The following is a 25,025-nucleotide window of genomic DNA, read 5'->3' as shown; positions in this document are numbered from 1 at the left end:
CGGTGTCGGCCAGGACGATCAGGGTGTGTCCTCGACGTGTTCGCGCACCCACGACAGGAATTGCCGCACCTCGGCGTGCGGAAGTGACAGCGCCGCGGTGCGAGGTCGGCCGAAACTGCGCAGCGCCTCCTCGACGAGCGGGCGGACAGCGGCATCCGACTCCGCGATCTGTTGCGCCGCTGTGCTTTTGGCCACCCACCGGCCGGTGCGACAGAAGACCACCGCGCGGCAGCCGTTGAGCACCTGATTGTCGGCCAGGTGCCCCTCGTCCTGCGCGTGTGCGCGAACCGAGTCCCGCACCGCGGCCAATTGCGTGGAGCGGGTGGGCGCGGCGAGGACTTCGGGCACGGGGCGACCGTAGAGCAGCCGTCCGGACTGGCAGGCGATCGCCCGGTCGATGACGAACCAGAAGGCCGGCGCCCCGGACGAATCGAAATCGGCCCGGTAGGGCAGCAGCGGGCCGCAGTTGAGATTCAGCCGGAATCCCGCCGCGCCGGACGGCCGACTCGCGAAATCGCTGTCGTACAGCACCAATTCCAGCCCCGCGGCCGGGCAGTCGAGCGCCGACAGCGCAGCCGCCAGCTCGGGTACGGCTCGCGCGGGCAGCGCGGGCTCGGCGATCACGGTGACGTCGACATCGCTGCGCCCGTGCCGGTAATCGTCGAGCGCGACGGAGCCGACGGCGAAGACGCTGACCAGCCGCCCTCCGCACACCTCATGGGTGCGCCGCACCAGCTCCGCCAGGTACGGGCGCAATTCGGCCGGAAGGGACGGTGATTCCGCGAGCGGGTAGGCCATCGCGACAGCATCTCGCGAACGTCCGACCGCGCGACGCGGCGGGTCCGCCGTGCGCACCGGCCACGGAGTTGGCCATTTGACCGGCAAATCCGGCGTGGATGTGCAATCTTGTCAGCGCCCAACGATATTGCCGCCGGGTCGGGGCCTCACGGCGGCACGCATCGGGAAGGGGGTGCGGTGGGCGATGGCGGTGCAGCGCAAGACGCGGCACGGAAGATCGCGCGGTGTGGCGGCGGCGCGCGGCGGTGATACGCGCGTGCCCGTGTGGCCCGGGATGATCGCACCGGCTCCGCCGCGGCCGCCCGCCCGCAAGCACGGCCGGCGCGGGGTGCTGGTCGGGTCGGCCGCGACGGTCGGCACCGTGCTGGTGATCGGTGGACTGGTATTGAGCCGGGTCGATGCCCGGGCGCCGACCCCGCCGGGGCCCGTCGTCGGCACGGCCGCTCTCGGCCTCGGCGGCGGGGCGGAGTGCGAGCCGGTCCGCACGGCGGATCTGGTCCGCGGCAACGGCGTCGGATCGACCGAGTCCGGGCCCGACGCGATTCTGGCGTTCCAGCACGCCTATTACGTGACCCGTTCGGGCACCGCGGCGCGGGCGGTCACGGCACCCGGCGCCTGGGTATCACCGGCCACCGTGATCGACGTCGGCATCGCCACCGTGCCCGTCGGCACCCGGCACTGCGTCGAGATCGTGCCGCAGCCCTCGGGCGCCTTCTTCGTCACCGTCACCGAAACCCGCCTCGACCGCTCGACCCGCATCTACCGCCAGTTCGTCACCGTCGGAGGCCCGGCCGGGACCATCCTGATCACCAGGATCGACCCCGTACGCGCCCCGCGCTGACGCTCGTCAGGCAGATCGCGCCGGTACTCCCGCATGCTCCGGCCGGAATCGGCTGCCGGGCGTGAACCCAGGTCAGGAGCCTGCACCCGTGCCACGGCGAGGTGAACATGGCCGGGGAGCCGAAAGATTCGAATGGATGCGCCCCAGAACGCACGGTGTCTACCCGAGTACGCGGCGTGTCAGGTGGTGTGGGCGGGTCGTGGTGCGGGTGTATGTCGGGTGGTGCGGTGCGGGGGCGCGTCGGGTGGTGTGGTGTGGGTGTATGTCGGGTGGTGCGGTGCGGAGGCGCGTCGGGTGGTGGGGCGGGCGCGTGCCGGGTGGTGTGTGTCGGGTGGTGTGGTGCGGGGCGTGTCGGAGGGTGCCGGAGGTGCATGCGGTGGACCTGGGCGTGAGATGTGTCGGTGTGGCGCGCCGTGGCGCAACGGCACGGCAGTGGGGAGGCGGCCGGTAGCCTCGGGCCGGGACAGGACAGTCGACTTGAACGGGGCAGCGTATGGACGACGAGATCGAGCAGCTGCTGGCGAAGCTGGATTTGGCGGCGAAGGTGCGGCTGGTGTCCGGCGCCGGCATGTTCCGGATGGCCGGCGATGCCGCGATCGGGCTGGCGGAGATGCCGGTGTCCGATGGGCCCTCCGGTGTGCGGGGCGAGTTCTGGGACGAGCGCGACCCGTCGGTGAGCCTGCCCTCCGGCACCGCCCTGGCCGCCACCTGGGACCGGGAGCTGCTCACGGAGATCGGCGGCCTGATCGCGGCCGAGGCCCGGCGCAAGAACGTCTACGCGGTGCTCGGTCCCACCGTCAACCTGCATCGATCACCCTTGGGCGGCAGGCATTTCGAATGCTTCTCCGAGGACCCGATGCTCACCGCCGAGATGGCCGCGGCCTACGTGCGAGCGGTGCAGCGGCACGGCGTGAGCGCGTGCCCGAAACACTACGTGGCCAACGACTCCGAGACCGATCGCTTCACCGTCGACGTGCGCGCCACCGACCGGACCTTGCGCGAGCTGTACCTGTATCCGTTCGAACGGGCCGTCCAGGCGGGGGCGTGGATGGTGATGGCCGCCTACAACTCCGTCGGCGGCACCACCATGACCGAACACCCGCTGCTGGACGAACCACTCAAGGGCAGTTGGGGTTTCGACGGCGTGGTGGTGTCGGACTGGACCGCCGTGCGCTCCACCGAGGGCGCGGCGCACGGCACCGATCTGTGTATGCCCGGCCCGCCCACGGTCTGGGGCGAGCCGCTCGAACAGGCGGTCCGGTCGGGCGCGGTCGCGCAGGAGGCGATCGACGAGAAGGTCCGCCGCATCCTGCGTTTCGCGCGCCGGGTGGGCGCACTCGACGGCAAGCCCGCTGCCACACCGATTTTCACCGAAGAGCAGCAGCGTCGGCTGGTGCGACGGGCGGCCGCGGACGCGATGGTCCTGGTGCGCAACGACGAGCTGCTGCCACTGCGGCCCGGCACCACGGTCGCGCTACTGGGACCGTCTGCCGCCGAGCCGCGGCTCATGGGCGGGGGCAGCGCCACGGTGATCCCGGCGCACGCCACGACGCCGCTGGACGGCCTGCGCGAGGTCCTGCCGGTGACCTACACCCCGGGAGTCCGGCTGTCGGACAAGCTGTCCCCGGCACCGCTGGCACTGATCACCGACCCGGAAACCGGTACCCCGGGCCTGTGCCTGCGCTACCTCGACGGCGATACCGTGCTCGACACCCAGCACCGCGCCGCCGGGAACCTGGTGCTGTTCGGCGACCCCGCGGCCGAACGGGCGACCGGGGTGGAACTGCGTGCCCGCCTGCGAGCCGACGCGGCGGGCGACTGGCGCATCGGCGTGGGCGCGCTCGGACAGGTGCGGCTCGAACTCGACGGCGCCACCGTGGCCGAGGGTGAGGTCGCGTTCGAGGGTTCGGATCCCGTTGCGGCCCTGCTGGATCCGCCGCAGCGCGAGGTGACCAGGACGCTGGCCGCGGGCCAGGAGGTCGACATCCGCATCACCGTCGGCAACCTGACCGCGATGCCGGGGCTGGGCGTGTTCCTCGGTATCACGCTGGGTGCCGCCCGGCCGCGGCGCAGCCCGGACGAGGAGTTCGCGGCCGCGGTCGAGGCCGCGCGCGCCGCGGAGGTGGCCGTGGTCGTCGTCGGCACCACCGAGCAGATCGAGAGCGAGGGTGTCGACCGCACCACGCTGCGCCTGCCGGGCCGCCAGGACGAACTGGTGGCCGCGGTGGCGGCGGCCAATCCCCGAACCGTGGTGGTGGTGAATTCCGGTGCGCCCGTGGAATTGCCGTGGCGCGATGACGTGTCCGCGGTACTGCTGTCCTGGTTCCCCGGCCAGGAGTTCGGCGCGGCGCTGGCCGACGTGCTCACCGGCGCCGCCGAGCCCGGCGGCCGCCTGCCCACCACTTGGCCCAAGACCATGGCCGACGTCCCCGTCCTGAACACCACCCCCGCCGCGGACGGCACGCTGGACTACGCCGAAGGGGTGCACATCGGGTACCGCGCCTGGCTGCGGGCCGGCGTCGAGCCCGCCTACCCGTTCGGGCACGGGCTCGGCTACACCACGTGGGAGGTGCGCAATCTCGACATCTCCGGGCGCACCGCCACGGTCACCGTCACCAATATCGGTGAGCGCGTGGGTAAACAGGTCGTGCAGGCTTATCTCTCCCGCGAGCACAGTGCGATCGAGCGCCCATTGCGCTGGCTGGCGGCCTTCGAGACGGTCATCCTCGAAGCCGGGGAGTCACAGCGGGTGGAACTGGCGTTGCCGCAGCGGGCCTTCGAGCACTGGACCGACGACGGCTGGAAGGTCGAGCCGGGCGCGTTCACGCTGCAGGTCGGCACCTCGGTCATCGCGCTGCCGCTGATGGCGGAGGTCGTCGTCACCTGAGGTAGCAAACTGGACGCACGTCCAGTACGCTTCGCCGAACGGAACACGCAGTACGGCGACGGCTTCGCTACCGATACCGGCCGCCGTCATGGAAGCAAGGAGCCACGGTGGCGGTTTCCCGGCGATCGATGCTGGCGGGTGGCACGGCCGCGGCGGTGGCGGCCGGTGTCGGGAGTGCGAATCATGCTGCGGCGCAACCGCTCCGACGAGTGGCCGGTGAGCACGACTATCTGGTCGGCTGTGGTCTCGCCGATGTCACCGGCGCGGTCGCCGGGCAGGGCATGATGGGCTACTCCGAACTCGACCAGATCGCGACGGGGCTGCTCACCCGCTGCTGGGCGCGGGCCTACATCATCGTCGACCGGGCCACCGGCGACCGGGTGGTGTTCGTCAACGCCGACATCGCCTGCCTGTTCCAATCCGTGCACCTGGCGGTGCTGGGGCGGCTCGCCCAGCGCTTCGGTGGCCTCTACACCGAGCGCAATGTCAACCTCAATGCCACGCACAACCACAACTCGTGCGGCGGCACCGCGCGGGAGTACGCGTATTCCCTTGCCGCCTACGGCTTTCAGCAGAACTCGCACGAGGCGGAGGTGGCCGGGATCGTGGCGGCGATCGCGGCCGCGCACGAGCGGCTGGCGCCGGGCACCGTGCTGCTCGGCCACGGCGAACTGCACGACGCCAGCGCCAATCGCTCGCGCGAGGCGTTCGAACTCAACCCCGCCGCGGACAAGGCGGAGTTCCCGGGCGGCATCGATCCGCGGGTCACGGTGCTGCGGTTGCGGCAGGGCGGCAAGGACGTCGGAGCGATCACCTGGTTCGCCACCCACGGCACCTCGCTCACCGACAAGAACACCCTGATCTCCGTCGACAACAAGGGCTATGCCAGCTACCGCTGGGAACACGACGAGATGGGCGTGCGGCACCTCGACGGCGCACCCGCCTTCGTCGCGGCGTTCGCGCAGACCAACGCGGGCGACATGACTCCGAACCTGAACCTCACCCCGTGGCATCCCGGCGGCCCCACCGACGACAACCGCGCCAACTGCGCGCTCATCGGCGAACGCCAATACCTGTGCGGCCGTGCGGCGTTCGACTCGGCCCGGCCGATGGGCAGCGGCGGCGTCGACGCGGTGCTGCGCTACGTGGACATGGCCGACGTCGCGATCGACGGGGCCTACACGCCCGACGGCAAACCGGCCCGCACCGCCCCGGCGATGATGGGCGCCGCGGCGGCGGCCACCAGCTCCGAGGACAACTGGAAGACGCAGCTGGCGTTCCTGAGCGAGGGCGACAGCAACCCGATGGTCGCGGCGCTCGGCGGCATCGACGCACCGATCGAGCAGTGGATGCGAGATGCGCAGGCGCCCAAGCTGATCGTGGCGCCGCTGGGGGTGCTGCCGCCGCGCCCGTGGGTGCCCCAGGTGGTGCCCATCCAGATCATGCGGATCGGGGATCTGGTGCTGGCCTCCGGCCCGGCGGAGTACACGGTGGTGTCGGGGCTGCGGATCCGGCAGGTGGTCGCCCGCGCTCTGGCGGTGCCGGTGGAGAACGTGCTGGTGCAGGGCTACGCCAACGGGTACAGCGGCTACGTGACCACGCCCGAGGAATACGTCTCGCAGCAGTACGAGGGCGGCGAGACGCTCTATGGCCGCTGGACGCTTCCGGCCTACATGCAGGAATTCGACCGGCTGGCCCGCGCGCTGGCCGCCCGGGTCGACCCCGGTCGCGGCCCGGCCCCGCTGGACTGGGCGTCGGGCGCACAGCCGAATCTGCTCGCGGCGGTACCACCGGACGTGCCCCCCGCGGGCCACGCCTTCGGTGACGTGCTGGTCGCGCCGCAGCCGGAATATCGTGCGGGGCAGACGGTTTCGGTGGAGTTCGCGGGCGCTCACCCGAACAACGACTTCCGCACCGGCGGTACCTATTTCGAGGTCCAGCGCGCCGCGGGCACCGGCTGGGTGCGGGTTCACGACGACAACGACTGGTGCACCGAGCTGGAATGGTCGCGCCCGGACGGGCAGCCCGCGGCGTCGGTGATCGCGATCCGGTGGACAGTGCCGGACGCCGTGGCAGCGGGCCGCTACCGCATCCGGTATTTCGGTGACAGCCGCGACGCCGGGGGAGCGCTGACCCGATTCACCGGGACCACAGCGGAATTCACCATCACCTGACCGCGTCCGGGTCCAGCAGCCGGGCCAGATGCGCGGCCATGGTCTGCCCGGCGGCGTGCAGCGGCTCGGCGGAACGCAGCGTGCGGCCCAGAACGAACGCCCCCTCGAGGGCGCTCAACATCGCGAAGGTGAACTCGCGCGCGGACTCCGGCGTCAGCCCGCGCCGCACGAAGTACTCGGCGCCCTGCGCGACCCAGGACTCGACCACCTCGGCGGCCACCGCGCGCAGTTCCGGTTCGCTGTCGGCGATCTCGCCCGCGACGGTGCCGACGGGGCACATGTTCATCCAGCCGGAGGCCGCCATGTCGGCCGCCGCGGCGGCGAACGCCGCGGGCACCGCCTCCCGCAGATCCTCGTACGGGTCCATGAGCAGCGGCAGCAACTGGATGTAGGCGGCGCCGCTGGTGCGCAGCGCCTCGGCGGCGATCTGCTGCTTGCCCTCGGGGAAGTGGTGATACAGCGACCCGATCGGCGCCCGGGCCGCCGCTGTCAGCTGCTTGACGCTGGTCGACCCGTACCCCTGGCGCCGCATCAGTTCGGTCGCCGCGGTGAGGATGCGCGCCCGGGTACTGGTTGACATCTGCTCGCCCATACCACCACACTAGAGCACACGCTCTAGAGCGACCGTTCTAACGGAAGGAATCGGCCGTATGCCTGTTATCGAGGTTCCCGCGGGCCCCGTGCATTACCTCGAGCACGGCGAGGGGCCGCCGGTGGTGCTGCTGCACGGGCTGCTGATGAATCACACGGTCTGGGACGCCGTAGCGGAGCTGCTGCCCAGTGGCTTCCGCTATATCCGCCCGGATCTGCCGCTGGGTTCACACCCCGAGGCGATGCATGCCGACGCCGACCTGTCCATGCGCGGGCTCAACGTGTTGATCGCGGATTTCCTCACCGCATTGGATCTGCGGGAGGTCACGCTGGTACACAACGATTGGGGCGGCGGCCTTTTCCTCACCGCCTACGGGCTCGACGAGCGCGTGTCGCGGCTGATCGTCACGCCGTGCGAGGCATTCGGGAACTTCCCGCCCGGCCTGCCGGGGAAGATGGCCGTGGTCGCGCTCCGGGTGCCCGGAGCGCTGCCGATCGCCTTGCGGCAGTTGCGGAACGGATGGCTGCGGCGCTCGCCGTTGCTGTTCGGCTGGATGGCCCGCTCTCGGATCCCCGACGAGTTGGTGCGCGGCTGGACCGAGCCCGGCCTGCGTGACCGCCGGATCGGCCGGGATGTCCGCAAGTACGGCCGGTCGATGCCGGACGAACGCGAGCTGATCGCGAATACCGAAGCGTTACGGGAGTTCTCGGGCGAGGTCTTGGTGCTCTGGTCGTCGGCGGGAAAGGTGATGCCGCGCGCGCACGGCGCCCGCCTCGCCGAACTGCTGCCACGCGGACGGCTGGTCGAGATCGACGACGCGTACGTCTTGTCGATGCTCGACCAGCCCGCTGCCGTCGCCGCGGCGATGGCGGAGTTCCTCGTCGGCACTCAATAGTAGTGGCGGCGTCCGCCCACCGGCCGCCCGGCGCCACCCAGCAGCACCAGTACGAGCCCGGCCACGGCGAGGATGACGCCGATGGTGACGAGGACGGGGAAGCCGAGCAGATATCCGGCGATGACGAGCAGGATTCCGGCGATGATCATGGTGATCCCGTTTCGGTCGGGGCGTCAGCTCTGCGGCTGCGCATGGCGGGTAGCGGACTTCGGCTGCGCGCCGGGCCGGCGCAGGAAGCGGTTCCAGGGCCGGGTGGACGTCGTGGAATCCCCTCGCGCGGAGGCGATTTCGCGACGAGAGCGACGCAACTCCCGGCGCACGGCGGCATTGCGCCGCGCGGTGGTCAGCGCGCCCGCCAGCACCAGCATGAGCCCGAGCATGCCGACCGCGCCGACCGCGGCGCCGGCGGCGAACAGCTCGCCCTGCGAACCGGTGAAATGCTGGTCGAAGACCGTGAAATCGGTGGACAGCGGATGCGCGGTGCCCAGGTTGGCGGACACCGCCGCGACGCCGACCGCGACCGCGGCGATCAACACGATCAATCCGATGAGAACAATCATGGCAATCCCAAGGTTGTCGGATGGTTTGGGCTCGCAATTCCCGCCGCCATATGGTTCAAACGAGCTCGCCGGTCCCGCCCGCCACGGAGTTTCGGCCGCGCGGACGCGGATACGCCGGGAACACAACCACATCCGATCGCGGGAGATACCCATGAGCACCTACACCTTCGAACTGCCCGAGTTCGGCTCCGACGCCGAGGTCGCCGAGCGCACCCTGCGCGGCCTGGACACCGTCAGCCACGTCGACACCGACCCGGGTTCGGAAACCCTCACCGTCACTTCGAGTCTCAGCTACAGCGAGATGCTCGGGGTGATCCGCGATTCCGGCATAGCCGCCCGGTGACAGGTGGGCCACCGCATCGAAACCGCGGTCCATTACGGTGAGCAGGTGCCGAGGAATCCGCTGTCCGCCGTGGGGCGCGCCATCGCGCGCCGTCCGTCGGTGATGCGCGCCGCTCCGGCCGTCGTGCGCTTGGAGCGGCTGGTCCGGCGGCTCAGCGGCGGCCGCCGCGGTGTCCTCGACATCGCCGGACTGCCGTCCATGGAGCTGACCGTCACCGGGCGCAAGTCCGGTTTACCGCGCACGGTCTCGCTGCTCTACGTCCCCGACGGCCCGGACACCTACCTGCTGGTCGGTTCGAACTGGGGACGCCCGGGGCATCCCGCGTGGTCGGCCAACCTCGATGCCGCCGAGCATGCCGAAATACACAGTGGCGGAGAACGTTTCAAGGTCCGGGTGCGCCGCCTCGCGGGGCCCGAACGCGACAGCGCCTGGCAGCGCGCCGTCGCCTACTGGCCCGGTTACACCATGGAGCAGCGACTCGCCGGGCCGCGCGTGTTCCGCATCTATCAGCTGTCCCGCATCTGATCGGCAACCGCCGCCGACGCGGCGTTCCCGAACTCGACGATCCGCGCCGCGGCGGGGGTATGATTACCGCCTGGCGTGGCGGGCCGGAGCGTCCGACCGGCCCCGCACCGCCGCCTATAGCCGCCGAGCATCGGAGTCGATCCATGATTTCGGAACCCGCGCGCATCGGCCGTGTGGATTCGGGCGTAGCCGATCGCGGGCCGACCGCGCTACGCATCGCGGTCGGCGGGCAACTTCGCAGACTACGCGAGCAGCGCGGCATCAGCCGGGAGGCGGCCGGCGAGCACATTCGCGGCTCGCACGCCAAGATCAGCCGTCTCGAACTGGGCCGCACCGGTTTCAAGGAACGCGACATCCGAGACCTGTTGACGCTGTACGGCGTCGGCGACGCCGAGGAGCGGGAGGCGTTCCTCGGCGTCGTCCGCAAGGCCAACGAGCCCGGTTGGTGGCAGCGCTTCGGTGATCTGCTGCCGCCCTGGTTCGAAACCTATCTGGGGCTCGAGCACGCCTCGCTCGCGATCCGGACCTTCGAAGGGCAGCTGGTTCCGGGTCTGCTGCAGACCGAGGACTACACCCGCGCGGTGATCGCCCTGGGCGACGGGCAGGAGGACGCGTCGCGCCGGGTGGAGCTGCGCCGCCGTCGTCAGGAGGTGCTGGATCGCCCCGGCGGTCCGACGCTGTGGGCCGTGCTGGACGAGGCGGTGCTGCACCGCGCGATCGGCGGCCCCGAGGTGTTGCGCGGGCAACTCGAGCACCTCGCGGCGATGTCGACCCGCAACAACGTGACAGTTCAGGTGCTGCCCTACGCCGTCGGCGGGCACGCGGCGGCGGGCAGTTCGTTCACGATGCTGCGCTTCGCCGAGCCCGAACTTCCCGACGTCGTCTATCTCGAACAGCTCACCAGCGCACTGTATTTGGACCGCTCACGGGATCTGGAGCTGTACCGGCAGGTCATGGATACGCTCAGTGTGCAGGCCGCGACTCCCGAGAAGTCGCGAAAGTTGTTGCTGGAGGCTGCCGCCCGGCTGTGAGGTGCGGGTGGAGTGCTCGACGAACACGTCCGAGGAGCGGTGAGCACGATGGACGATCCGGATCGCGGGGCGGTGCGGCAGCGCACGCGGGCGCTGGCGGAATTGTCCGAGTTGCGCACGATGCTGGGGCGGTTGCCGAGAGACGATCCCGGCTACGACGAACTCGCCGTCCGCAAGGAGATCGCGGCCGCGGAGGCCCTGAATCTGGGCATCGCCGCGGTGACGGTGCAGCGGATCGGCCTGTTCGACGATCTGGAGATGCGCCGGGTGCGCGGCGAAGCGGCCGAATTCCGCGACTACGACGCGGATCTCGCGCAGGAGTACTGAGCCGGTCGCCGCACGATTCCGCACCCCGCGTGGACTGCGGGGTGCGGAACCGTACGGAGAACCTAGCGGCGGCCGAACTTGCCGCGGCCGCGTGACCCGGCCACCTCGGCGCCGCGGTCCTTGGCCTGATCCGCCAGCGCGGCGGCTTCGGCAGCCGCCAGTGCGGCGCGCTGCCGGGCGATGGCGGCCACTTCCGCCCTGCGCTCGCGGGCCGTCCGCGCCAGCTGCCTGCCACGTTTGCGCGTGCGGCCCTCGAGGTCGGCGCCGTAGTGCTGGGCCGTATCGCCCCACTCGGCGCCGCGCTGCTTGGCCAGCTCGGTGAGTTCGGCGCCGCGATGCTTGGCCCGGTCGGCCCAGCGGCCGCCGCGGTGCTGCGCGGTCTGCGCCGCGGCCGCTCCCCGCCGTTTGCCGCGTTCGGCCCACTCGCTGCCACGCTCCTCGGCGGTGTCGACCAGAGCGCTGCCGCGCTGCTTGGCGACTTCGGCGAGTTCGGCGCCCCGGTGCTTCGCCCGCCCGGCCCACTCGTAACCATGCTCCTTCGCCGGAACAGCCAGCTCCGAGCCACGCTGCTTGGTCACCTCGGCGAGCTCGGCCCCACGGTGCTTGGCCACCTCGGCGAGTTCCCCACCGCGCTGCTTGGCGACTTCGGCGAGTTCGGCGCCGCGATGCTTGGCGCGTTCGGCCCACTCGGCACCGTGTTCCTTTGCCGGGACGGCGAGTTCGGTGCCGCGTTGTCTGGTTACCTCGGCGAGTTCCCCACCTCGGTGCTTGGCGACTTCGGCGAGTTCGGCGCCGCGATGCTTGGCGCGTTCGGCCCATTCGGCACCGTGTTCCTTTGCCGGGACGGCCAGCTCCGCGCCGCGCTGCCGCGCCACCTCGGCCAGGACCGCGCCCTTGTCGGCAGCGGTGAGTGCCAGCTCGCGGCCGTGCGCCGCCTGCTGTTGCAAGCGGTCGCGCAGCGCCTCGCCCGAGGTGGGGCCGACGAACGGCAGGGCCGCGGCGGCCTGGCGGGCGGCCCGCCGGCCACGCCAGCCCAGCGACGGTTTGCCCGCGGTGTCGGCCGACGCGATGATCAGCCCGCCCAGCAGGCCGAGGTCCTTCAGGAACGCGACCCGCTTGGTGGCGCGGCGATCCGGATCGGGCTCGTTCCAGAAATCCTGTTCGGTGACGGTTGCGGGCACCACCGTGCACGCCAGCACCAGTGCCGACAGCCGGGGCAGCCGCCCCATCGCCAGCAGCACACCGGCGCCCACCTGGGCTGCGGCGTTGACACGCACGATCTGGCCCGGCTCGCTCGGCAGTTTCTCGGCCAGTTGCGGCGACAGGCTCTGCTGACCACGCGACACCAGAGACGCGGCGGCCTTGGCGCGCGGCTCCGGATGCCTCAGCGTGTCGATCCCGTCGACAACGAAGTTGGCAGCCAGCAGCGGTCGGGCAAGACGGCGGATGATCATGAAGACAACCCTTTCCCTCGACGGCTGTTCCGGCGATTCCCGCGGTGGGGTGGGTCAAACTCGGTCGACCGGATCCACGAGGAGGATCGTAACCACCGGACCGGTCGGTCCGGGTTTGCCACGCGGGTCAGGGCACCACGGTGACGGGCCAGCGCCCGGCCTTGACCAGCCGCACGGCGACCGATCCGATCAGCCGGTGCCCGGTCTTCTCCGACGCGCCGACCACGACCGCGTCGGCCTTGAGTTCGTCGGCGGCTTCGGCCAGCCCGGCATACGGGTCGCCGCGGCGGGTGAGGAATTTCCATCGGACCGCGTACACGTCCCGCACCCGCTCGGCGTGCTGCTGAATTTCGCGGGCCAGCTCCTCGGCCATCTCCGCGGTCACCGCTTGCACATCGGCCCCGTAGGCGCCCGCCATCGCCATCCACGGCTGTACGTAAATCATTGCCAGCAGCGCGTTCTGGCGGCGGGCGAGCCCCGCGGCGTAGGCGGCGGCCCGCCAGGACGCGTCCGAGCCGTCGATCCCGACGAGGATCACGTTCGGTCCGTCGGTGCCCAGCTCGAAGCCGGACGACGCGCTGGGCGCCCACTCCGGTGTAGTTTCCTCCGCCACCCTTCCGAGCGTAGATCAGACGGCCCGCCGAGCTCGGGGACTAAGGTCGCGGCCATGACCGAACCATGGGGGCCGATCGCCGTCATGGGCGTCTCGGGCGCGGGCAAGTCCACGGTGGGGGAGCGGCTGGCCGCGGCGCTCGGAGCCGAGTACGCCGACGGCGACGCCTTCCATCCGCCCGCGAACGTGGCGAAGATGGCCGCCGGGGTGCCGCTCGACGACGCCGATCGATGGCCCTGGCTGGATCTGGTCGCGGCATGGCTGGCGGATCACGCCGAGCAGCCGGACGGCCCGCGGAATTCACCTCGCGGCGTAGTCGCTTGTTCTGCACTCACACGCGCCTACCGAGATCGCTTGCGCGCCAAGGTTCCCGCGCTGCTGTTCATCGAACTCGACGTACCGCGCGGGGAACTGTTGCGCCGATTGACCACGCGCAGCGGCCATTTCATGGGCGCCCAGCTCTTGGACTCGCAGCTGGCCACCCTCCAGCCCCTCGCCCCGGACGAACCGGGAGCCAGGATCGACGCCACCGGTGACATCGACCGGGTGGTCGAGCGGGCGATCAGGGCCACGGCAGGTGGGTGGACGCCGGACACGCTGTGCCCCTGACCTTCTCGCCGAACGGTCAGTGTTCCAGTCGGCGCAGGAGATCGTGGAGGGTGCGGAGATCGCCGGGGGAGAGGGCGGCCAGGGAATCCGGTGCGGGATCCGGAGTGGCCAAGGCGTCGGCGAGGACCGCCAGGCCGGATTCGGTAGCGGACACCAGTTTCGAACGCCGATCGGCCGGATCGGTCTGGCGCCGCACCAGGCCGCGTTCCTCGAGGTCGTTGATGACGACGGTGGTGGCGGGGGCATCCATGGTCGCCGCGCGGGCCAGTTCCTTGAGGGTCATCGGGCCGCCTTGCCGGAGGCGGCGCAGGATCCGAATCCGGCTGAACGGCATGCCCGTTCGCTCCACGACCGCCCGCTTCCACTGGTCGCGGGTGTCGGTGACCAGGTGGGTGAGCAACCGCCAGACCTCGTCCGGAGTGGGCGGGGATTCCGGTGGCGCGGTGCGGGTCTCATCGGACACTGGTGGGGACCTTCTCTTCGAGCAACGGTGCGACCCGGTCGCGGGAGCGCTCCGCCCACCGGGTGTTGGCGGCCACGCCCAAGCCGATGATGCCCGCGGCCAGCGCGGCCACCACCCACCACAGGCCCGCGCCGGTCAACAGGCCACACAATGCCACACCGATGCTGACCCCGACCTGGCGGCTGGTGGACGCCACCGCCGCGGCGGCACCGGCGCGATCGTTGGGCATCCCGCTCACCGCGGCGGTCGTGATCGGTGCGTTCACCAGTCCGAAGCCGATGCCGAACACGGCGAACATGACGATCAGCTGCCAGAGCGCGGTATCCGCGCGCAGGGTCGTGAGCAGCACCGCGGCCAGCGCCATGAACGTCCCGGCCACGAGCAGCGACGGGCGCGTCCCGTACCGGCCGACCAGCCGCCCCGACAGCGGGGAGCAGATCAGCACGCCGAGTGCCATCGGCAGATACAGCAGACCGGTGTGCACGGCCGAGAAGTGCCGCGTCCCTTGCAGATACAGCGACGCGCTGAACAGGAACGCGCCCAGCCCGGCGAACGCGCACACCGCGGTCACGGTCGCCGAGGTGAACGGGACACTCCGGAACAGGCGCAGGTCGATGAACGGCGACGGGTGCCGCGACTCGTGGAAGACGAACGCCCCCAAGGCGATCACGCTCACCACGAACACCAGCGGCTGCCGCTCGATGAGCCCGAACACCAGCGTGAACATCACCACGATCGCCAGCACCTGACCGATCCCGTCGATGCCGCGCACCGTGCGCGACTTCGATTCCGGCACGAAGATGGTCGTGAGGACCAGCGCGACGGCGCAGATGGGCAGATTGACCCAGAACACCGACTGCCATCCCAGCGCATCGATCAGCCCGCCCCCGACCATCGGCCCGAGCGCGGTCGAGATGCCGACCACCGCTCCCCAGACCCCGACTGCCCGCGCCCGCTCGACGCGGCCGGTGAACACGGTCGTGATGATCGACATCGCCACCGGGTTCAGCATCGAACCGCCGACGGCCTGCACGAACCGCGCCCCGATCAGGCTCTCGATGTTCGGTGCCAGGCTGCACAGCAGCGATCCCAGGGCGAAGGTGACCAGGCCGAGGCGGAACACGCGTTTGCGGCCGAAGCGGTCGGCGGCGGCCCCGGACAGCATCAGCAGGCTGGCGAGGGTGAGCGTGTAGACGTCGACGATCCATTGCAGCCGGGACAGCGGCGCGGCCATATCGCTGCGAATGGTGGGGATCGCGACGTTGACGACCGTCGCGTCCATGGACGAGATGAGCAGGCTCAGACAGCACGTGACCAGGACGATCGTCTTCCGGCGCGCGGTCGGTCCCTCGATAGTTGTAGGCACACAATGATTGTGTATTCACAATTATTATCCGGCAACCCGTCGGTGGTGTGGCCTGACTCACCGCTGCCGGTTGATCTCGCCCGGGGCGGGTAAGGCGGACACAAGTGGCCAACCGAGGAAGGAGTCATCCCGTGGCACAACCCATCACCACGACCCTCGACCCCGAACAGCAGCGCATCGCGGGGGAGGCGCTCAACGGCGCCGTCGTCGACCTGATCGATCTGACGTTGATCGCCAAACAGGCGCACTGGAACGTGATCGGAGAGCGTTTCCGCACCGTGCACCTGGCGCTCGACGAACTGGTCGAGGACGCCCGCGACTTCACCGACAAGGCGGCGGAGCGAGCCACAGCGATCGGGGTGAGCCCGGACGGCCGGGCCAGCACGGTCGCCGACTCCTCCGGAGCCAAGGGCTTCCCGGGCGGCTGGCAGCGTGACGTCGATGTCACCGACGCGATCATCGGCAACCTCGCCGCGGTGGTCCAGCGGATGCGCGGCCGCATCGAGGCGACCGAGAAGGCCGATCCGGTCACCCAGGATCTGTTCATCGAGATCACCGCGCGACTCGAGCAGCTGCACTGGATGTGGGAGGCCCAGCAGGGCTGAGATCGCTTCGCGGCTCGGCCGCGCGCGTCGCGCACGAGCGCGGTAGCGTGCCGACCATGATGACCGACCGCACTTCGGCGGCGCCCGGCGCGCCACCGCTCGCGACCGCGGGTGACGAAGAAGGCTACAAACGCGGACTGAATCCGCGCACCATTCAGATGATCGCCATCGGCGGCGCGATCGGCACCGGTCTGTTCTACGGCGCTGGCGGCGCCATCGAGCAGGCCGGGCCGGCACTCATCCTGTGCTATCTCGCCGCCGGATTGGCGATCTTCGTGATAATGCGCGCCCTCGGCGAACTGCTGACCTACCGCCCGGTCTCGGGCAGTTTCGCCGAGTACGCGAACGAATTCCTGGGCCGCTTCGCCGGTTTCGTGACCGGCTGGACCTACTGGGCCGTGTGGGTGGCGACCTGCATGGCCGAGATCACCGTTGCCGGTAAATACGTGAAGTACTGGTTCGCGATCCCGGAATGGGTGACCGCGCTGGTCGTGCTCGGTGTGCTGTTCGCGGCGAACTTGATCTCGGTAAAGCTTTTCGGTGAGGGCGAGTTCTGGTTTTCCGCGATCAAGGTGACCGCCATCGTGGCCATGATCCTGATCGGCATCGGCGTACTCGTCTTCGGTTTCGGGCATACCGACCATTCCACGGTGACCAATCTCTGGTCGGAGGGCGGTGTCTTTCCGAACGGTTTCGGCCAGGCCATGCTGGCATTGCAGATCGTGGTGTTCGCCTATGTCGGCGTCGAATTGGTGGGCGTGACGGCGGGCGAGGCCGCCGACCCCCGGCGCACGCTGCGCAAGGCGATCAATACGCTGCCGCTGCGCATCGGCCTGTTCTATGTCGGGGCGTTGATCATCATCATGTCGGTGGTGAGCTGGACCGAATTCCACAGCGGGCGTAGCCCGTTCGTCGAGGTGTTCTCGCAGATCGGCATACCCGGCGCTGCGGGCCTGATCAATTTCGTGCTGCTGACCGCGGCGCTGTCCTCGTGCAATTCGGGGATCTACTCCACCGGCCGCATGCTGCGCAGCTTGTCGCTGCGTGCGGAGGCGCCGACCGCGCTGTCCGGGCTGAGTCGCCGGCGGGTGCCGTACGCGGGCATCGTGGTGTCGGCGGCGATGATGGTGATCGGCGTGGTCGTGAACGTGATCTCGCCGGACAAGGCGTTCAACTACATCACCTCGGTCAGCACCATGGGCATCATCTTCGTGTGGGGGATGATTCTGGTCTGCCACCTGCTCTATCGCGCCAAGGTGCGGCGCGGGGAACTCCCGGCCAGCGACTACCGGCTGCCCGGTGCCCCCGTGACCACCGTGGTGGCGCTGGCCTTCCTGGGCCTCGTGGTGGTGCTGCTGTTCTTCACCGACAGCGGGCGCACGGCGCTGATGGTGGGTCTGGTGTGGGCGGTGCTGGTTTGCGCCGGATACCCGCTCGTGAACCGGCTGGTGCGCCGCCGCGAAACGGCCTGACCCGATGCGACGGGCCCGCGTACCGGAGCGGGCCCGTCGCATCGGATCAGCGGCCGATCGTGCCCGCGCCGATGCCGAGGAAGACGAGCGTCACCGTCATCAGGAACCAGCCGGCACCCTGCCAGATCGGCCAGGCCCGGTGCCGTTTCCACACCCGATAGGTCTGCACGAACGCCCCGAGCGTCCCGAGCGCCAGCACGATGCCGGGCGCGGCGATCATGGTGCCGCGTGCGGCGGTATCGCAGAACGCGGTGTCGGCGTCGGCGCACGGCTCGCGGCGCCCGGCCCACTGCACCACCGCCACGCACACCAGCGCCGTCACGACGAGCACGGTGCCCACATACCCGGCCGCCCGGCGGTACATGCCGGGATCGTGCCACCGCTTCTCCACGTCATCCACCATCCGAACCACCTCCCTGATGCAGCGACTACCCGCTGGCCGGGTCCATACCCTCGCGGGTCAGAACAATCCGCCGCCTGCGCGTAACCATCACGGGTCAGAACGATCCGCCGCCTGCGTGTAGTTGCTGGCCGGTGATCCAGCCGCCGTCGGGGGAGGCGAGGAAGGAGACGACGGCGGCAATGTCGGCGGGTTCGCCGATGCGCCGCAGCGGGGTCTGGGCGGCCAGGTGCGCGAGCCGGGCGTCGTCGATAGTGGCGACCAGGGCGTCGGTGCGGGTGGCGCCGGGCAGGACGCTGTTGACGGTGATGCCGCGCTCGCCGAGCTCGACGGCGGCGATGCGGACCAGCTGTTCGGTCGCCGCCTTGCTCGCCGAATACAGCGCGGCGCCGGGCCGGGCGGTGACCGTCGTGCCGCTGGAGATCACCACCACCCGGCCGCCGTCGCGGAGCCGGCGGGCGGCCTCGCGCATCGCCAGGAACGTGCCGCGCGTGTTGACGGTGAACAGTAGATCAAAGTCCGCGTCGGGCGCGTCGGCGAGCGGAGCGAATCGCGCGATTCCGGCATTGGCCACCAGCACGTCCAGCCCGCCGAAACGGTCCTCGGCGGTGTCGAACAGCCGTCGCAGTTGCCCGGGGTCGGCCGCGTCGCCCGGCGCGGCCACCGCCCGCCCGCCCGCGGCCGTCACCTCCGTCACGACTTCCGCCGCGGCCGCGGCATTCTCGCGATAGTTCACCACGACGTCCGCGCCGTCCGCGGCGAGCCGCCGGGAGATGGCCCGGCCGATTCCACGCGAGCCACCGGTCACCAGTGCGACGGTCATATACCCCTCCGTAATAAGAGATCATGGATAGTCGAGATGCTCGACCAATCGGTCGAGGATGTCAACTGTCGATGGACTACACTGAGCCGCGTGAGCGGCGCGAGATCCGATCTGACGACGGCGGTGATGACACTGCACCGCGAGACGGCGGCGCTGTACGCCGAGATCGCGCGCCGGTTCGAACTCACCAGCCAGCAGACTCAGGTGCTCTGCTTGCTGGACCGGCATCATCCCTCGTTCGGCGAGCTGGCGACGCTGCTCGGCTGCGACAAGACGAACGTGACCGGCGTGGTCGACCGCCTGCAGCGGCGCGGCCTGCTCGCACGCGAACCCGACGCGCGGGATCGGCGGATCACCCGGATCGTGCTGACCCCCGCGGGCGCCGAGCTGCGTGGCGAGGTGCGTGAGGCGATGTCGGCGGCAATCGCGGAGCGTTTTCCGGCGCTGGTCGCCGCGGACCGCAACCGGTTCGCGCCCCTGGCCGATCTGCTGGGCGGCTGATTCCCCGGGCGAGTTCCGTTTTCGCGTGACGCGGGGCTATATGTATACGTATACTGCAATTATGTTCGATCCCCTGAGCCTCGTCGCGGGAGCCGCGCTGGTCGGTGTCGGCTGGGCCTGCGGTCGTCTCGGCGGGCGGCGGGCCCGGGCGGAGCGCAAACCTGGCGCGCTGTGCGGTTGCGGTCACGACCTGGCGATGCACGATCGCGAGTCCGGCACCTGCCATGCCGAGACCTTCCGCAAGAACGGCTACGGCATGCGCGAGTGGGCCACCTGCACGTGCCGCCGCTACACCGGCCCGACCCCGCTCGACGAGGTGTTCGCGCCGCCGATCATGCCGCCCTCGCCCTGAGCGCGGGCCAGTACCGCCGCGATACCGTCGAGGACGACGTCGAGCCCGAACCGGAAATCCTCGGCGGCGATATCCCGGCCCGGTTCGGTGGGCTCCGGAAAAGGTGCTGCGGCAAATAGTTTCGCGGCATACGGGTAGCGATCCGGGTCGACCAGCCGAGCCAGGGTGGTGCCGTACTCGAATTCGACCGCGGCCTGGTCGCGTTCGCCGCGTCCGGCTCGCATCTGCTGCTCCTGCAGGCAGGCCTGGCGGACGTAACCGTCCAGCGGCATCAGCAGACCCAGCTTGGTGGCCTCGTTCAGTGTCGCGCCGCGCAGTGCGCGCAGTTGCACGTCGACCCAGGCGATCGAGTGGGGGCCGCGTGGCGGTCCGGTGAGCGGCACATGCAGCAGCCAGCCCCGGCGGGTATAGCAATCGCGCAGGGCGAGCGCGCATTCGGTGAGCGCGGTCCGCCACAGGCGGGGCGGATGGTGGATGTCTGGCGGGGCACCGACGGCCCGGTCCGCCATCAACTCCAGCAGGTGCTCTTTCGAACCGACGTGGCGGTAGAGCGCCATCTTGGTGAAACCCAGTGCCCGCGCGACCTTTTCGAGCGTCACCGCGGCGAGCCCCTGTCCATCCGCGAGCTCGATCGCGGCCGCGACGACGGTCTCCACATCCAGCGCGGGCGGTCGGCCCTGCCGGTGCGGAACGGGCAGCCGCCACAGCCGCGCCAACTCGGGCGGGACGGCCGCGGCGCCCGGCTCCCTCATTCGTCACCTCCTGGCACGGAATCCATCCTGGCATCGGCCGTGTCCACAGGATAGTATCCCATGGAAAGTATCTATCGGATATTAACTCTCGCGACCTGGTCGCCGGGGGAGGAAAACATGCCTCACCAGCGCATTCACGATGTCGACGCGCTGCGCGGATTCGCGCTGCTCGGCATCTTTCTCGTCAACATCACGTTCATGGCCTCGGCCTATCCCGGCAATCTCGTCACCGATCCGGCGTACTCCGGCGCGCTGGACGAGGCCGTGCGGATGGGACTCGAAGCACTGGTGAGCATGAAGTTCTACCTGCTGTTCTCGTTCCTGTTCGGTTACAGCTTCACCCTGCAGCTGGCCGCCGCCGAACGGGCCGAGGCGGCGTTCGTGCCGCGCATGCTGCGCCGCATCGCGGGATTGTTCGTATTCGGCGTGCTGCACACCGTGTTCCTCTACGGCGGCGACATCCTGACCACCTACGTCGTGGCCTGTCTGATCCTGTTGTGGCTTCGGGATATTCGCGACCGCACGGCGCTGCGGACATCGGGCTGGATCTACGCCGTCGTGCTGGTGTCCACCGTCGCCGCGGGACTGTTCGTCGATACGGCGTCGTTCTTCCCGGCCGCCGACCAGGCCCGGGCCGAGGCCGCCGACCAGACCGCGGCGATGCTGGGTGGCTGGGGCGATATCGTCGGTCAGCACCTGTCCGGCCTGGGACTGCTGGTGGCGCAGGCACTCTCGCTGCAGGGCCCGACCGCGCTGGCGATGTTCCTGCTCGGCATGGTCGCCGGGCGGCGCGGACTGCTGGCCCGCGTCCGCGGTGACGAGCCGGTGCTGCGCCGGACGCAGTGGATCGGTTTTCCGCTCGGCCTGGCCGGTGGGCTGGCCTACGCCTGGGGCGGCGGTCCGTCCGATACCCTCGCGGCAGCGGCGGGCATCGCCAGCGCGCCCCTGCTGTCCGCGGCCTACGTGGCGACCCTGCTGCGGCTGCTGCACCACCCCCGAACCGCCTGGCTGCGCGGTGCACTGGCACCGGCGGGCCGCATCGCCCTGACCAACTACCTGGCCCAATCCGCCATCGGCCTGCTGCTGTTCACCGGAATAGGCGTGGGCGCAGCGGGTTCGGTCTCCCCAGCCGGCCTGGTCGCGGTCGCACTCACGGTCTTCTGCGCCCAACTGGCCCTGAGCGCCCTATGGCTCCGCCGTTTCCGCTACGGCCCCGCCGAGTGGCTCCTCCGCCGTATCACCGTCGCCCACCCCTCGCCCGCCACGACACCACCCCGACGCACGCCTGAGACGCCCGCCAAACCATCCCGGTAGGGCGTACCGCCTGGTGAGAGCTGAAAAAGACTGGGGTGTAGCGGTATTCGAACGGCTTGTCAGGGGTGGAGTGCGGTGTCCGGATGCTGGCGGGGCCGTCGGGGGGTAGGTTGTCGATCATGCGTACCGAGGGAGATACGTGGGATATCAAGACCGGTGTGGGGTCGACGGCGCTGTTCGTGGCCGCCGCGCGCGCCCTGGCGGGTGACGAGCCGGGAGCCTTGGCGGAAGATCCGTTCGCCGAGGACTTCCTGCGTGCGGCGGGTGCCGAATGGTCGGCGCTGCTCGACGGCGATGTGCCCGGACACCCGCTCACCGAGACCGAATTCGGCAAGGATTTCCAGGAATTCCAGGCCGCCCGCACCAAATATTTCGACGACTACGCCCGTACGGCCGCGGCGGACGGGATCCGGCAGGTGGTGATCGTGGCCGCGGGCCTGGACGCCCGCGCCTACCGGCTGCCCTGGCCCGACGGCACCGTGGTCTACGAGCTGGATCGGCCGCAGGTGCTGGACTTCAAGCGCGCGGTGCTCGCGGGCAACGGTGACGAACCGCGTGCCACGCGCCGCGAGATCGCGGTGGACCTGCGCGACGACTGGCCACGAGCGCTGCGCGACAACGGGTTCGACCCCTCGGCGCCCACGGCCTGGCTGGTCGAGGGCCTGCTCGTCTATCTGCCCGCCGACGCGACCGAGCAGCTGTTCGACACCATCCATTCACTCAGCGCGCCCGGCAGCCGCGTCGCCGTCGAGCAGATGGATCTGCTGTCGGAGTCGGCCGCCGCCGCGTTCACCGAGCACGCCGACGAGACCGAGCACGGCCGCAACGAGTGGATTCGCCTGATCTACAACGAACCCCGCAGCGAGGCGACCGGTTGGTTCGGTGCGCGCGGTTGGACCGCCGAACGCGTCGACGTCCCGGATTACCTGCGCGCCAACGGGCGTCCGGCCCCGGGCCGGCAGGCGGACGGACTGGTCTCGACACTGGTCAGCCTGGTCACCGCCGTACGGTCCTGACCGCGCGGGCGGTCACGTCCCGATGATCGCATTCATGATGGTGCCGGCGCTGGTGGCCAGGACGCCGCCGACGAGGGCGCCGGCCACCATCTTCGGCGATTGCATCGCGCCGCCGTTCCACTTCTCCCAGGCGAATCTGCCTCCGGCATAGATGATCGCCGTGGTTCCGGACAGCAGGACGAACCAGGTGAAGTAGCGAACCAGCTTCAAGATCTTGTCGGCGGCCGGAGGAGTCTCCGGCGTCGGGTTGGTCACCTGCGCCAGGATGAATTCGTGTGCGGCTTGGACGATCATGATGAGCTCGTTCCGCGCGACTACAGTCCTCTTACTCCATGGTGGATACCCGGCCAGGCCCGGAATCCGCACGGATCCGTTGCCCGCGCGTGGAATTGGCGTTCAGCGGGCTTGACGCTACTCGTCGTCCAGGCCGGCGGAGAGGTACGCGGCCGCCGCGACCCACTGTCGGCATCCGACATGGCGATCGTGGGCGCGCAGAATGCTGCGGGCGCGGCGATAGGTGAGGTTGTGGGGTTCGTCGGCGCAGTCGTCGGAGGGATCGGCGCCCGCGGCGGAACTCCGGGTAGCGGAATGCTGCAACGTGTGAGTCATGGGAATGCCTTCGGCCGTTCGCGGAGGGTAGAACTGGCGACGCTGGCGATTGCTGGCGCGGGGCTCCCATACGATCCGGCGCGGTCCGGCCATCCTCGTCGAGAGGAAGTCTATGCGGCTGTGACAGACGGATGCAAGTACATCTGCACAGTCGTAGCGACGTGTCGAGCGGCTTCCGTCTGCGCCTGCACACTGACGGTCATTGTTGCCCCGCTTGCATTCCCGGCCACGTGATTCGGACATAACCGACCGGTCGGAACAATGATTTCCGCAGCTCATCCGGCTGCCGTGCCGGTCGGCGGGTCAAGATCAAAGTCTTTGCCGCTCTTGCTGTTCGGGTCTGTCGCAAAGTCTCGATCGCGGGCAACTGGCGTGCTATCGTCTCACTGTCGGTTTCAACTGTAAGAACATTTGCGCGAACAGATGCAAGCACTGACCCCGCCGCGCGAGGCGGCGTCACCGAGCAGGGAGACAGCAATGACCGATACGACGGCGATGGGCGTTGGTCGCCCCTCCGATCTGAGTTGGCGTAAGAGCACGTTCAGCAACCCGAGCGGAAACTGCGTCGAGGTGGCGGATCTAGCGAACGGTTTGGTCGCCGTTCGCAATTCGCGCGATCCCGAAGGCGCAGTTCTGGTCTACACACGTCCGGAAATCGACGCATTCCTGCGCGGCGCGAAGAGCGGGGAATTCGACGACCTGGCGAGCTGAGCGGTAACATTGGCAACCGGCGCGGTGCGGTCTGCGACGGGTTGGTTGTGACCTCACTGCCGATGATCGTCGAGCATCGGAGTAGGACTCATGATCGGTCAACCCGTCCGGATCGGCCACGCGGAATCGCTTGTCGCCGAGCGTGGTCCGACCGCGCTGCGGATCGCGGTCGGCGGGCAGCTCCGTCGGCTCCGCGAGGACGCCAACATCACCCGGGAGGCCGCGGGTGAGCACATTCGCGGCTCGCATGCCAAGATCAGCCGCCTGGAACTCGGGCGAACCGGATTCAAGGAACGCGATATCCGCGATCTGTTGTCGCTGTACGGCGTCGACGATCCCGAACAACGGGAAATGTTTCTCGAGCTGGTGCGCAATGCGAACCAGCGGGGCTGGTGGCATCGCTACAGCGACCTGCTGCCGCCCTGGTTCGAGACCTACCTGGGCCTCGAACACGCGGCCAAGTCGATCAGAACCTTCGAGGGCCAACTGGTTCCGGGTCTGTTGCAGACCGAGGAGTACATGCGCGCGGTGGTCGCGCTCGGCCACGAGAACTCCGAGACGGCCAGGCGCGTGGAGTTGCGCAAGCGTCGCCAGCAGATCCTCGACCGGCGCGGCGGGCCCACCCTGTGGGCGGTTCTGGACGAAGCCGTCCTGCACCGGCCCATCGGCGGTAGCGAGGTGCTGCGGGCGCAGATCGAGCACCTGATCGAGATGTCGAACCGCCCGAACGTGACGATCCAGATCCTGCCGTATGCCGCCGGAGGTCATGCGGCGGCGGGCAGTTCGTTCACCATGCTGCGGTTCGCCGAGCCGGAACTGCCCGACATCATCTATATGGAACAGCTGACCAGCGCGTTGTATCTGGACCGGGAGCAGGACCTGGAACGGTACCGCCAGGTCATGGACCGGCTGAGCGTGCAGGCCGAGGCGCCGGCCCGATCACGCGTCGTGATGCAGGAAGCGGCCGCCTCGCTGTAGACGAGGCGGCTGTA

Annotated in this window: 30 protein-coding genes; 17 read left to right on the top strand and 13 right to left on the bottom strand. The window is 69.8% G+C overall.

The annotated features are described in order from the left end of the window. Positions 1 to 18: 18 nt before the first annotated feature. Positions 19 to 798 (bottom strand): aminoglycoside adenylyltransferase domain-containing protein, encoded by a 780-nt coding sequence (locus NWFMUON74_RS21425; RefSeq protein WP_187683619.1) that lies wholly within the window; start codon positions 796 to 798, stop codon positions 19 to 21. A 256-nt stretch (positions 799 to 1,054) separates the two neighbouring features. Between NWFMUON74_RS21425 and NWFMUON74_RS21420 the strand changes: the two genes are divergently transcribed. The 3 genes from NWFMUON74_RS21420 to NWFMUON74_RS21410 all read left to right on the top strand — a co-directional run bounded on the left by NWFMUON74_RS21420 (position 1,055) and on the right by NWFMUON74_RS21410 (position 6,700). Continuing rightward, on the top strand, positions 1,055 to 1,639 hold the full coding sequence (locus tag NWFMUON74_RS21420) for a DUF8176 domain-containing protein (RefSeq protein WP_232110499.1): 585 nt from the start codon (positions 1,055 to 1,057) through the stop codon (positions 1,637 to 1,639). A 493-nt stretch (positions 1,640 to 2,132) separates the two neighbouring features. Continuing rightward, on the top strand, positions 2,133 to 4,526 hold the full coding sequence (locus NWFMUON74_RS21415; RefSeq protein ID WP_187683618.1) for a beta-glucosidase: 2,394 nt from the start codon (positions 2,133 to 2,135) through the stop codon (positions 4,524 to 4,526). A gap of 107 nt (positions 4,527 to 4,633) precedes the next feature. Further along, the gene (locus NWFMUON74_RS21410; RefSeq protein ID WP_187683617.1) at positions 4,634 to 6,700 is read left to right on the top strand and encodes a neutral/alkaline ceramidase; all 2,067 of its coding nucleotides are present in this window, start codon (positions 4,634 to 4,636) and stop codon (positions 6,698 to 6,700) included. Here the strand turns inward: NWFMUON74_RS21410 and NWFMUON74_RS21405 are convergent. Further along, positions 6,693 to 7,280: a TetR/AcrR family transcriptional regulator gene (locus tag NWFMUON74_RS21405; RefSeq protein ID WP_232110498.1), complete on the bottom strand. Its 588-nt coding sequence runs from the start codon at positions 7,278 to 7,280 to the stop codon at positions 6,693 to 6,695. The genes NWFMUON74_RS21410 and NWFMUON74_RS21405 overlap by 8 nt on opposite strands. A gap of 70 nt (positions 7,281 to 7,350) precedes the next feature. On the opposite strand from NWFMUON74_RS21405, the gene NWFMUON74_RS21400 reads away from it, so the two are divergent. After that, positions 7,351 to 8,187 (top strand): alpha/beta fold hydrolase, encoded by an 837-nt coding sequence (locus tag NWFMUON74_RS21400; protein WP_187683615.1) that lies wholly within the window; start codon positions 7,351 to 7,353, stop codon positions 8,185 to 8,187. Here the strand turns inward: NWFMUON74_RS21400 and NWFMUON74_RS21395 are convergent. Together NWFMUON74_RS21395 and NWFMUON74_RS21390 are read right to left on the bottom strand one after the other, a co-directional pair. Further along, entirely contained in the window at positions 8,181 to 8,336 is a 156-nt protein-coding gene (locus NWFMUON74_RS21395) for a DUF6131 family protein (RefSeq protein ID WP_187683614.1), read from the bottom strand. The genes NWFMUON74_RS21400 and NWFMUON74_RS21395 overlap by 7 nt on opposite strands. Before the next feature lie 24 nt (positions 8,337 to 8,360). Further along, positions 8,361 to 8,747 carry a TRAP transporter large permease subunit gene (locus NWFMUON74_RS21390; protein ID WP_187683613.1) on the bottom strand — a complete coding sequence of 129 codons (387 nt, stop codon included), beginning with the start codon at positions 8,745 to 8,747 and terminating at the stop codon, positions 8,361 to 8,363. A gap of 151 nt (positions 8,748 to 8,898) precedes the next feature. Between NWFMUON74_RS21390 and NWFMUON74_RS21385 the strand changes: the two genes are divergently transcribed. From NWFMUON74_RS21385 to NWFMUON74_RS21370, 4 genes are all read left to right on the top strand, one after another. Then, complete coding sequence (locus NWFMUON74_RS21385; protein ID WP_187683612.1) at positions 8,899 to 9,090, top strand: hypothetical protein; 192 nt, start codon at positions 8,899 to 8,901, stop codon at positions 9,088 to 9,090. 45 nt (positions 9,091 to 9,135) lie between these two features. Continuing rightward, complete coding sequence (locus NWFMUON74_RS21380; protein WP_232110497.1) at positions 9,136 to 9,615, top strand: nitroreductase family deazaflavin-dependent oxidoreductase; 480 nt, start codon at positions 9,136 to 9,138, stop codon at positions 9,613 to 9,615. A gap of 143 nt (positions 9,616 to 9,758) precedes the next feature. Beyond that, positions 9,759 to 10,646: a helix-turn-helix domain-containing protein gene (locus NWFMUON74_RS21375; protein ID WP_187683611.1), complete on the top strand. Its 888-nt coding sequence runs from the start codon at positions 9,759 to 9,761 to the stop codon at positions 10,644 to 10,646. A 39-nt stretch (positions 10,647 to 10,685) separates the two neighbouring features. Next, complete coding sequence (locus NWFMUON74_RS21370; protein WP_187683610.1) at positions 10,686 to 10,973, top strand: hypothetical protein; 288 nt, start codon at positions 10,686 to 10,688, stop codon at positions 10,971 to 10,973. A gap of 62 nt (positions 10,974 to 11,035) precedes the next feature. On the opposite strand, the gene NWFMUON74_RS21365 is transcribed toward NWFMUON74_RS21370, so the two are convergent. Both NWFMUON74_RS21365 and NWFMUON74_RS21360 read right to left on the bottom strand, forming a co-directional pair. Then, on the bottom strand, positions 11,036 to 12,427 hold the full coding sequence (locus NWFMUON74_RS21365) for a DoxX family membrane protein (protein ID WP_187683609.1): 1,392 nt from the start codon (positions 12,425 to 12,427) through the stop codon (positions 11,036 to 11,038). A 127-nt stretch (positions 12,428 to 12,554) separates the two neighbouring features. After that, the gene (locus NWFMUON74_RS21360; protein WP_187683608.1) at positions 12,555 to 13,040 is read right to left on the bottom strand and encodes a universal stress protein; all 486 of its coding nucleotides are present in this window, start codon (positions 13,038 to 13,040) and stop codon (positions 12,555 to 12,557) included. Positions 13,041 to 13,094: 54 nt separating this feature from the next. Here NWFMUON74_RS21360 and NWFMUON74_RS21355 point away from each other — a divergent pair, with 54 nt between their 5' ends. Continuing rightward, positions 13,095 to 13,649, top strand: coding sequence for a gluconokinase (locus NWFMUON74_RS21355; RefSeq protein WP_187683607.1), 555 nt, complete (start codon positions 13,095 to 13,097; stop codon positions 13,647 to 13,649). A gap of 16 nt (positions 13,650 to 13,665) precedes the next feature. Here NWFMUON74_RS21355 and NWFMUON74_RS21350 read toward each other — a convergent pair whose 3' ends face one another. Both NWFMUON74_RS21350 and NWFMUON74_RS21345 read right to left on the bottom strand, forming a co-directional pair. Next, positions 13,666 to 14,112 carry a MarR family winged helix-turn-helix transcriptional regulator gene (locus NWFMUON74_RS21350; RefSeq protein ID WP_232110496.1) on the bottom strand — a complete coding sequence of 149 codons (447 nt, stop codon included), beginning with the start codon at positions 14,110 to 14,112 and terminating at the stop codon, positions 13,666 to 13,668. Continuing rightward, positions 14,102 to 15,478 (bottom strand): MFS transporter, encoded by a 1,377-nt coding sequence (locus NWFMUON74_RS21345; protein WP_187683606.1) that lies wholly within the window; start codon positions 15,476 to 15,478, stop codon positions 14,102 to 14,104. Before NWFMUON74_RS21345 ends, NWFMUON74_RS21350 begins: the two co-directional genes overlap by 11 nt. A gap of 131 nt (positions 15,479 to 15,609) precedes the next feature. On the opposite strand from NWFMUON74_RS21345, the gene NWFMUON74_RS21340 reads away from it, so the two are divergent. Beyond that, positions 15,610 to 16,083 carry a Dps family protein gene (locus NWFMUON74_RS21340; protein WP_187683605.1) on the top strand — a complete coding sequence of 158 codons (474 nt, stop codon included), beginning with the start codon at positions 15,610 to 15,612 and terminating at the stop codon, positions 16,081 to 16,083. Positions 16,084 to 16,142: 59 nt separating this feature from the next. Further along, positions 16,143 to 17,555: an amino acid permease gene (locus tag NWFMUON74_RS21335; RefSeq protein WP_187689322.1), complete on the top strand. Its 1,413-nt coding sequence runs from the start codon at positions 16,143 to 16,145 to the stop codon at positions 17,553 to 17,555. Between the two features lie 46 nt (positions 17,556 to 17,601). Here NWFMUON74_RS21335 and NWFMUON74_RS21330 read toward each other — a convergent pair whose 3' ends face one another. Both NWFMUON74_RS21330 and NWFMUON74_RS21325 read right to left on the bottom strand, forming a co-directional pair. Beyond that, positions 17,602 to 17,958: a hypothetical protein gene (locus tag NWFMUON74_RS21330; protein ID WP_187683604.1), complete on the bottom strand. Its 357-nt coding sequence runs from the start codon at positions 17,956 to 17,958 to the stop codon at positions 17,602 to 17,604. A 94-nt stretch (positions 17,959 to 18,052) separates the two neighbouring features. Then, positions 18,053 to 18,778 (bottom strand): SDR family oxidoreductase, encoded by a 726-nt coding sequence (locus NWFMUON74_RS21325; protein WP_187683603.1) that lies wholly within the window; start codon positions 18,776 to 18,778, stop codon positions 18,053 to 18,055. 90 nt (positions 18,779 to 18,868) lie between these two features. Between NWFMUON74_RS21325 and NWFMUON74_RS21320 the strand changes: the two genes are divergently transcribed. Beyond that, entirely contained in the window at positions 18,869 to 19,279 is a 411-nt protein-coding gene (locus tag NWFMUON74_RS21320; protein ID WP_197986889.1) for a MarR family winged helix-turn-helix transcriptional regulator, read from the top strand. 61 nt (positions 19,280 to 19,340) lie between these two features. Further along, on the top strand, positions 19,341 to 19,631 hold the full coding sequence (locus NWFMUON74_RS21315; RefSeq protein WP_187683601.1) for a hypothetical protein: 291 nt from the start codon (positions 19,341 to 19,343) through the stop codon (positions 19,629 to 19,631). Here the strand turns inward: NWFMUON74_RS21315 and NWFMUON74_RS21310 are convergent. Continuing rightward, complete coding sequence (locus NWFMUON74_RS21310) at positions 19,568 to 20,383, bottom strand: TetR/AcrR family transcriptional regulator (RefSeq protein WP_187683600.1); 816 nt, start codon at positions 20,381 to 20,383, stop codon at positions 19,568 to 19,570. The two genes, NWFMUON74_RS21315 and NWFMUON74_RS21310, sit on opposite strands and share 64 nt — an antisense overlap. 117 nt (positions 20,384 to 20,500) lie before the next feature. On the opposite strand from NWFMUON74_RS21310, the gene NWFMUON74_RS21305 reads away from it, so the two are divergent. Together NWFMUON74_RS21305 and NWFMUON74_RS21300 are read left to right on the top strand one after the other, a co-directional pair. Continuing rightward, entirely contained in the window at positions 20,501 to 21,697 is a 1,197-nt protein-coding gene (locus NWFMUON74_RS21305) for a DUF418 domain-containing protein (protein WP_187683599.1), read from the top strand. 119 nt (positions 21,698 to 21,816) lie between these two features. Then, positions 21,817 to 22,713 carry a class I SAM-dependent methyltransferase gene (locus NWFMUON74_RS21300; RefSeq protein ID WP_187683598.1) on the top strand — a complete coding sequence of 299 codons (897 nt, stop codon included), beginning with the start codon at positions 21,817 to 21,819 and terminating at the stop codon, positions 22,711 to 22,713. Positions 22,714 to 22,725: 12 nt separating this feature from the next. Here the strand turns inward: NWFMUON74_RS21300 and NWFMUON74_RS21295 are convergent, their stop codons facing one another. Then, positions 22,726 to 23,007: a hypothetical protein gene (locus NWFMUON74_RS21295; RefSeq protein WP_187683597.1), complete on the bottom strand. Its 282-nt coding sequence runs from the start codon at positions 23,005 to 23,007 to the stop codon at positions 22,726 to 22,728. Positions 23,008 to 23,124: 117 nt separating this feature from the next. Beyond that, positions 23,125 to 23,322, bottom strand: a complete 198-nt coding sequence (locus NWFMUON74_RS21290) for a hypothetical protein (protein WP_187683596.1) — start codon at positions 23,320 to 23,322, stop codon at positions 23,125 to 23,127. 477 nt (positions 23,323 to 23,799) lie between these two features. On the opposite strand from NWFMUON74_RS21290, the gene NWFMUON74_RS21285 reads away from it, so the two are divergent. Next, on the top strand, positions 23,800 to 24,033 hold the full coding sequence (locus NWFMUON74_RS21285) for a DUF397 domain-containing protein (protein WP_232110495.1): 234 nt from the start codon (positions 23,800 to 23,802) through the stop codon (positions 24,031 to 24,033). Between the two features lie 90 nt (positions 24,034 to 24,123). Next, complete coding sequence (locus tag NWFMUON74_RS21280; RefSeq protein WP_187683595.1) at positions 24,124 to 25,011, top strand: helix-turn-helix domain-containing protein; 888 nt, start codon at positions 24,124 to 24,126, stop codon at positions 25,009 to 25,011. The last annotated feature ends 14 nt before the right edge of the window (positions 25,012 to 25,025 follow it).

Origin of the sequence: Nocardia wallacei (genome assembly GCF_014466955.1) — a bacterium.
GTDB classification, from domain to species: domain Bacteria; phylum Actinomycetota; class Actinomycetes; order Mycobacteriales; family Mycobacteriaceae; genus Nocardia; species Nocardia wallacei.
This window is presented reverse-complemented; position numbering and strand designations above follow the sequence as displayed.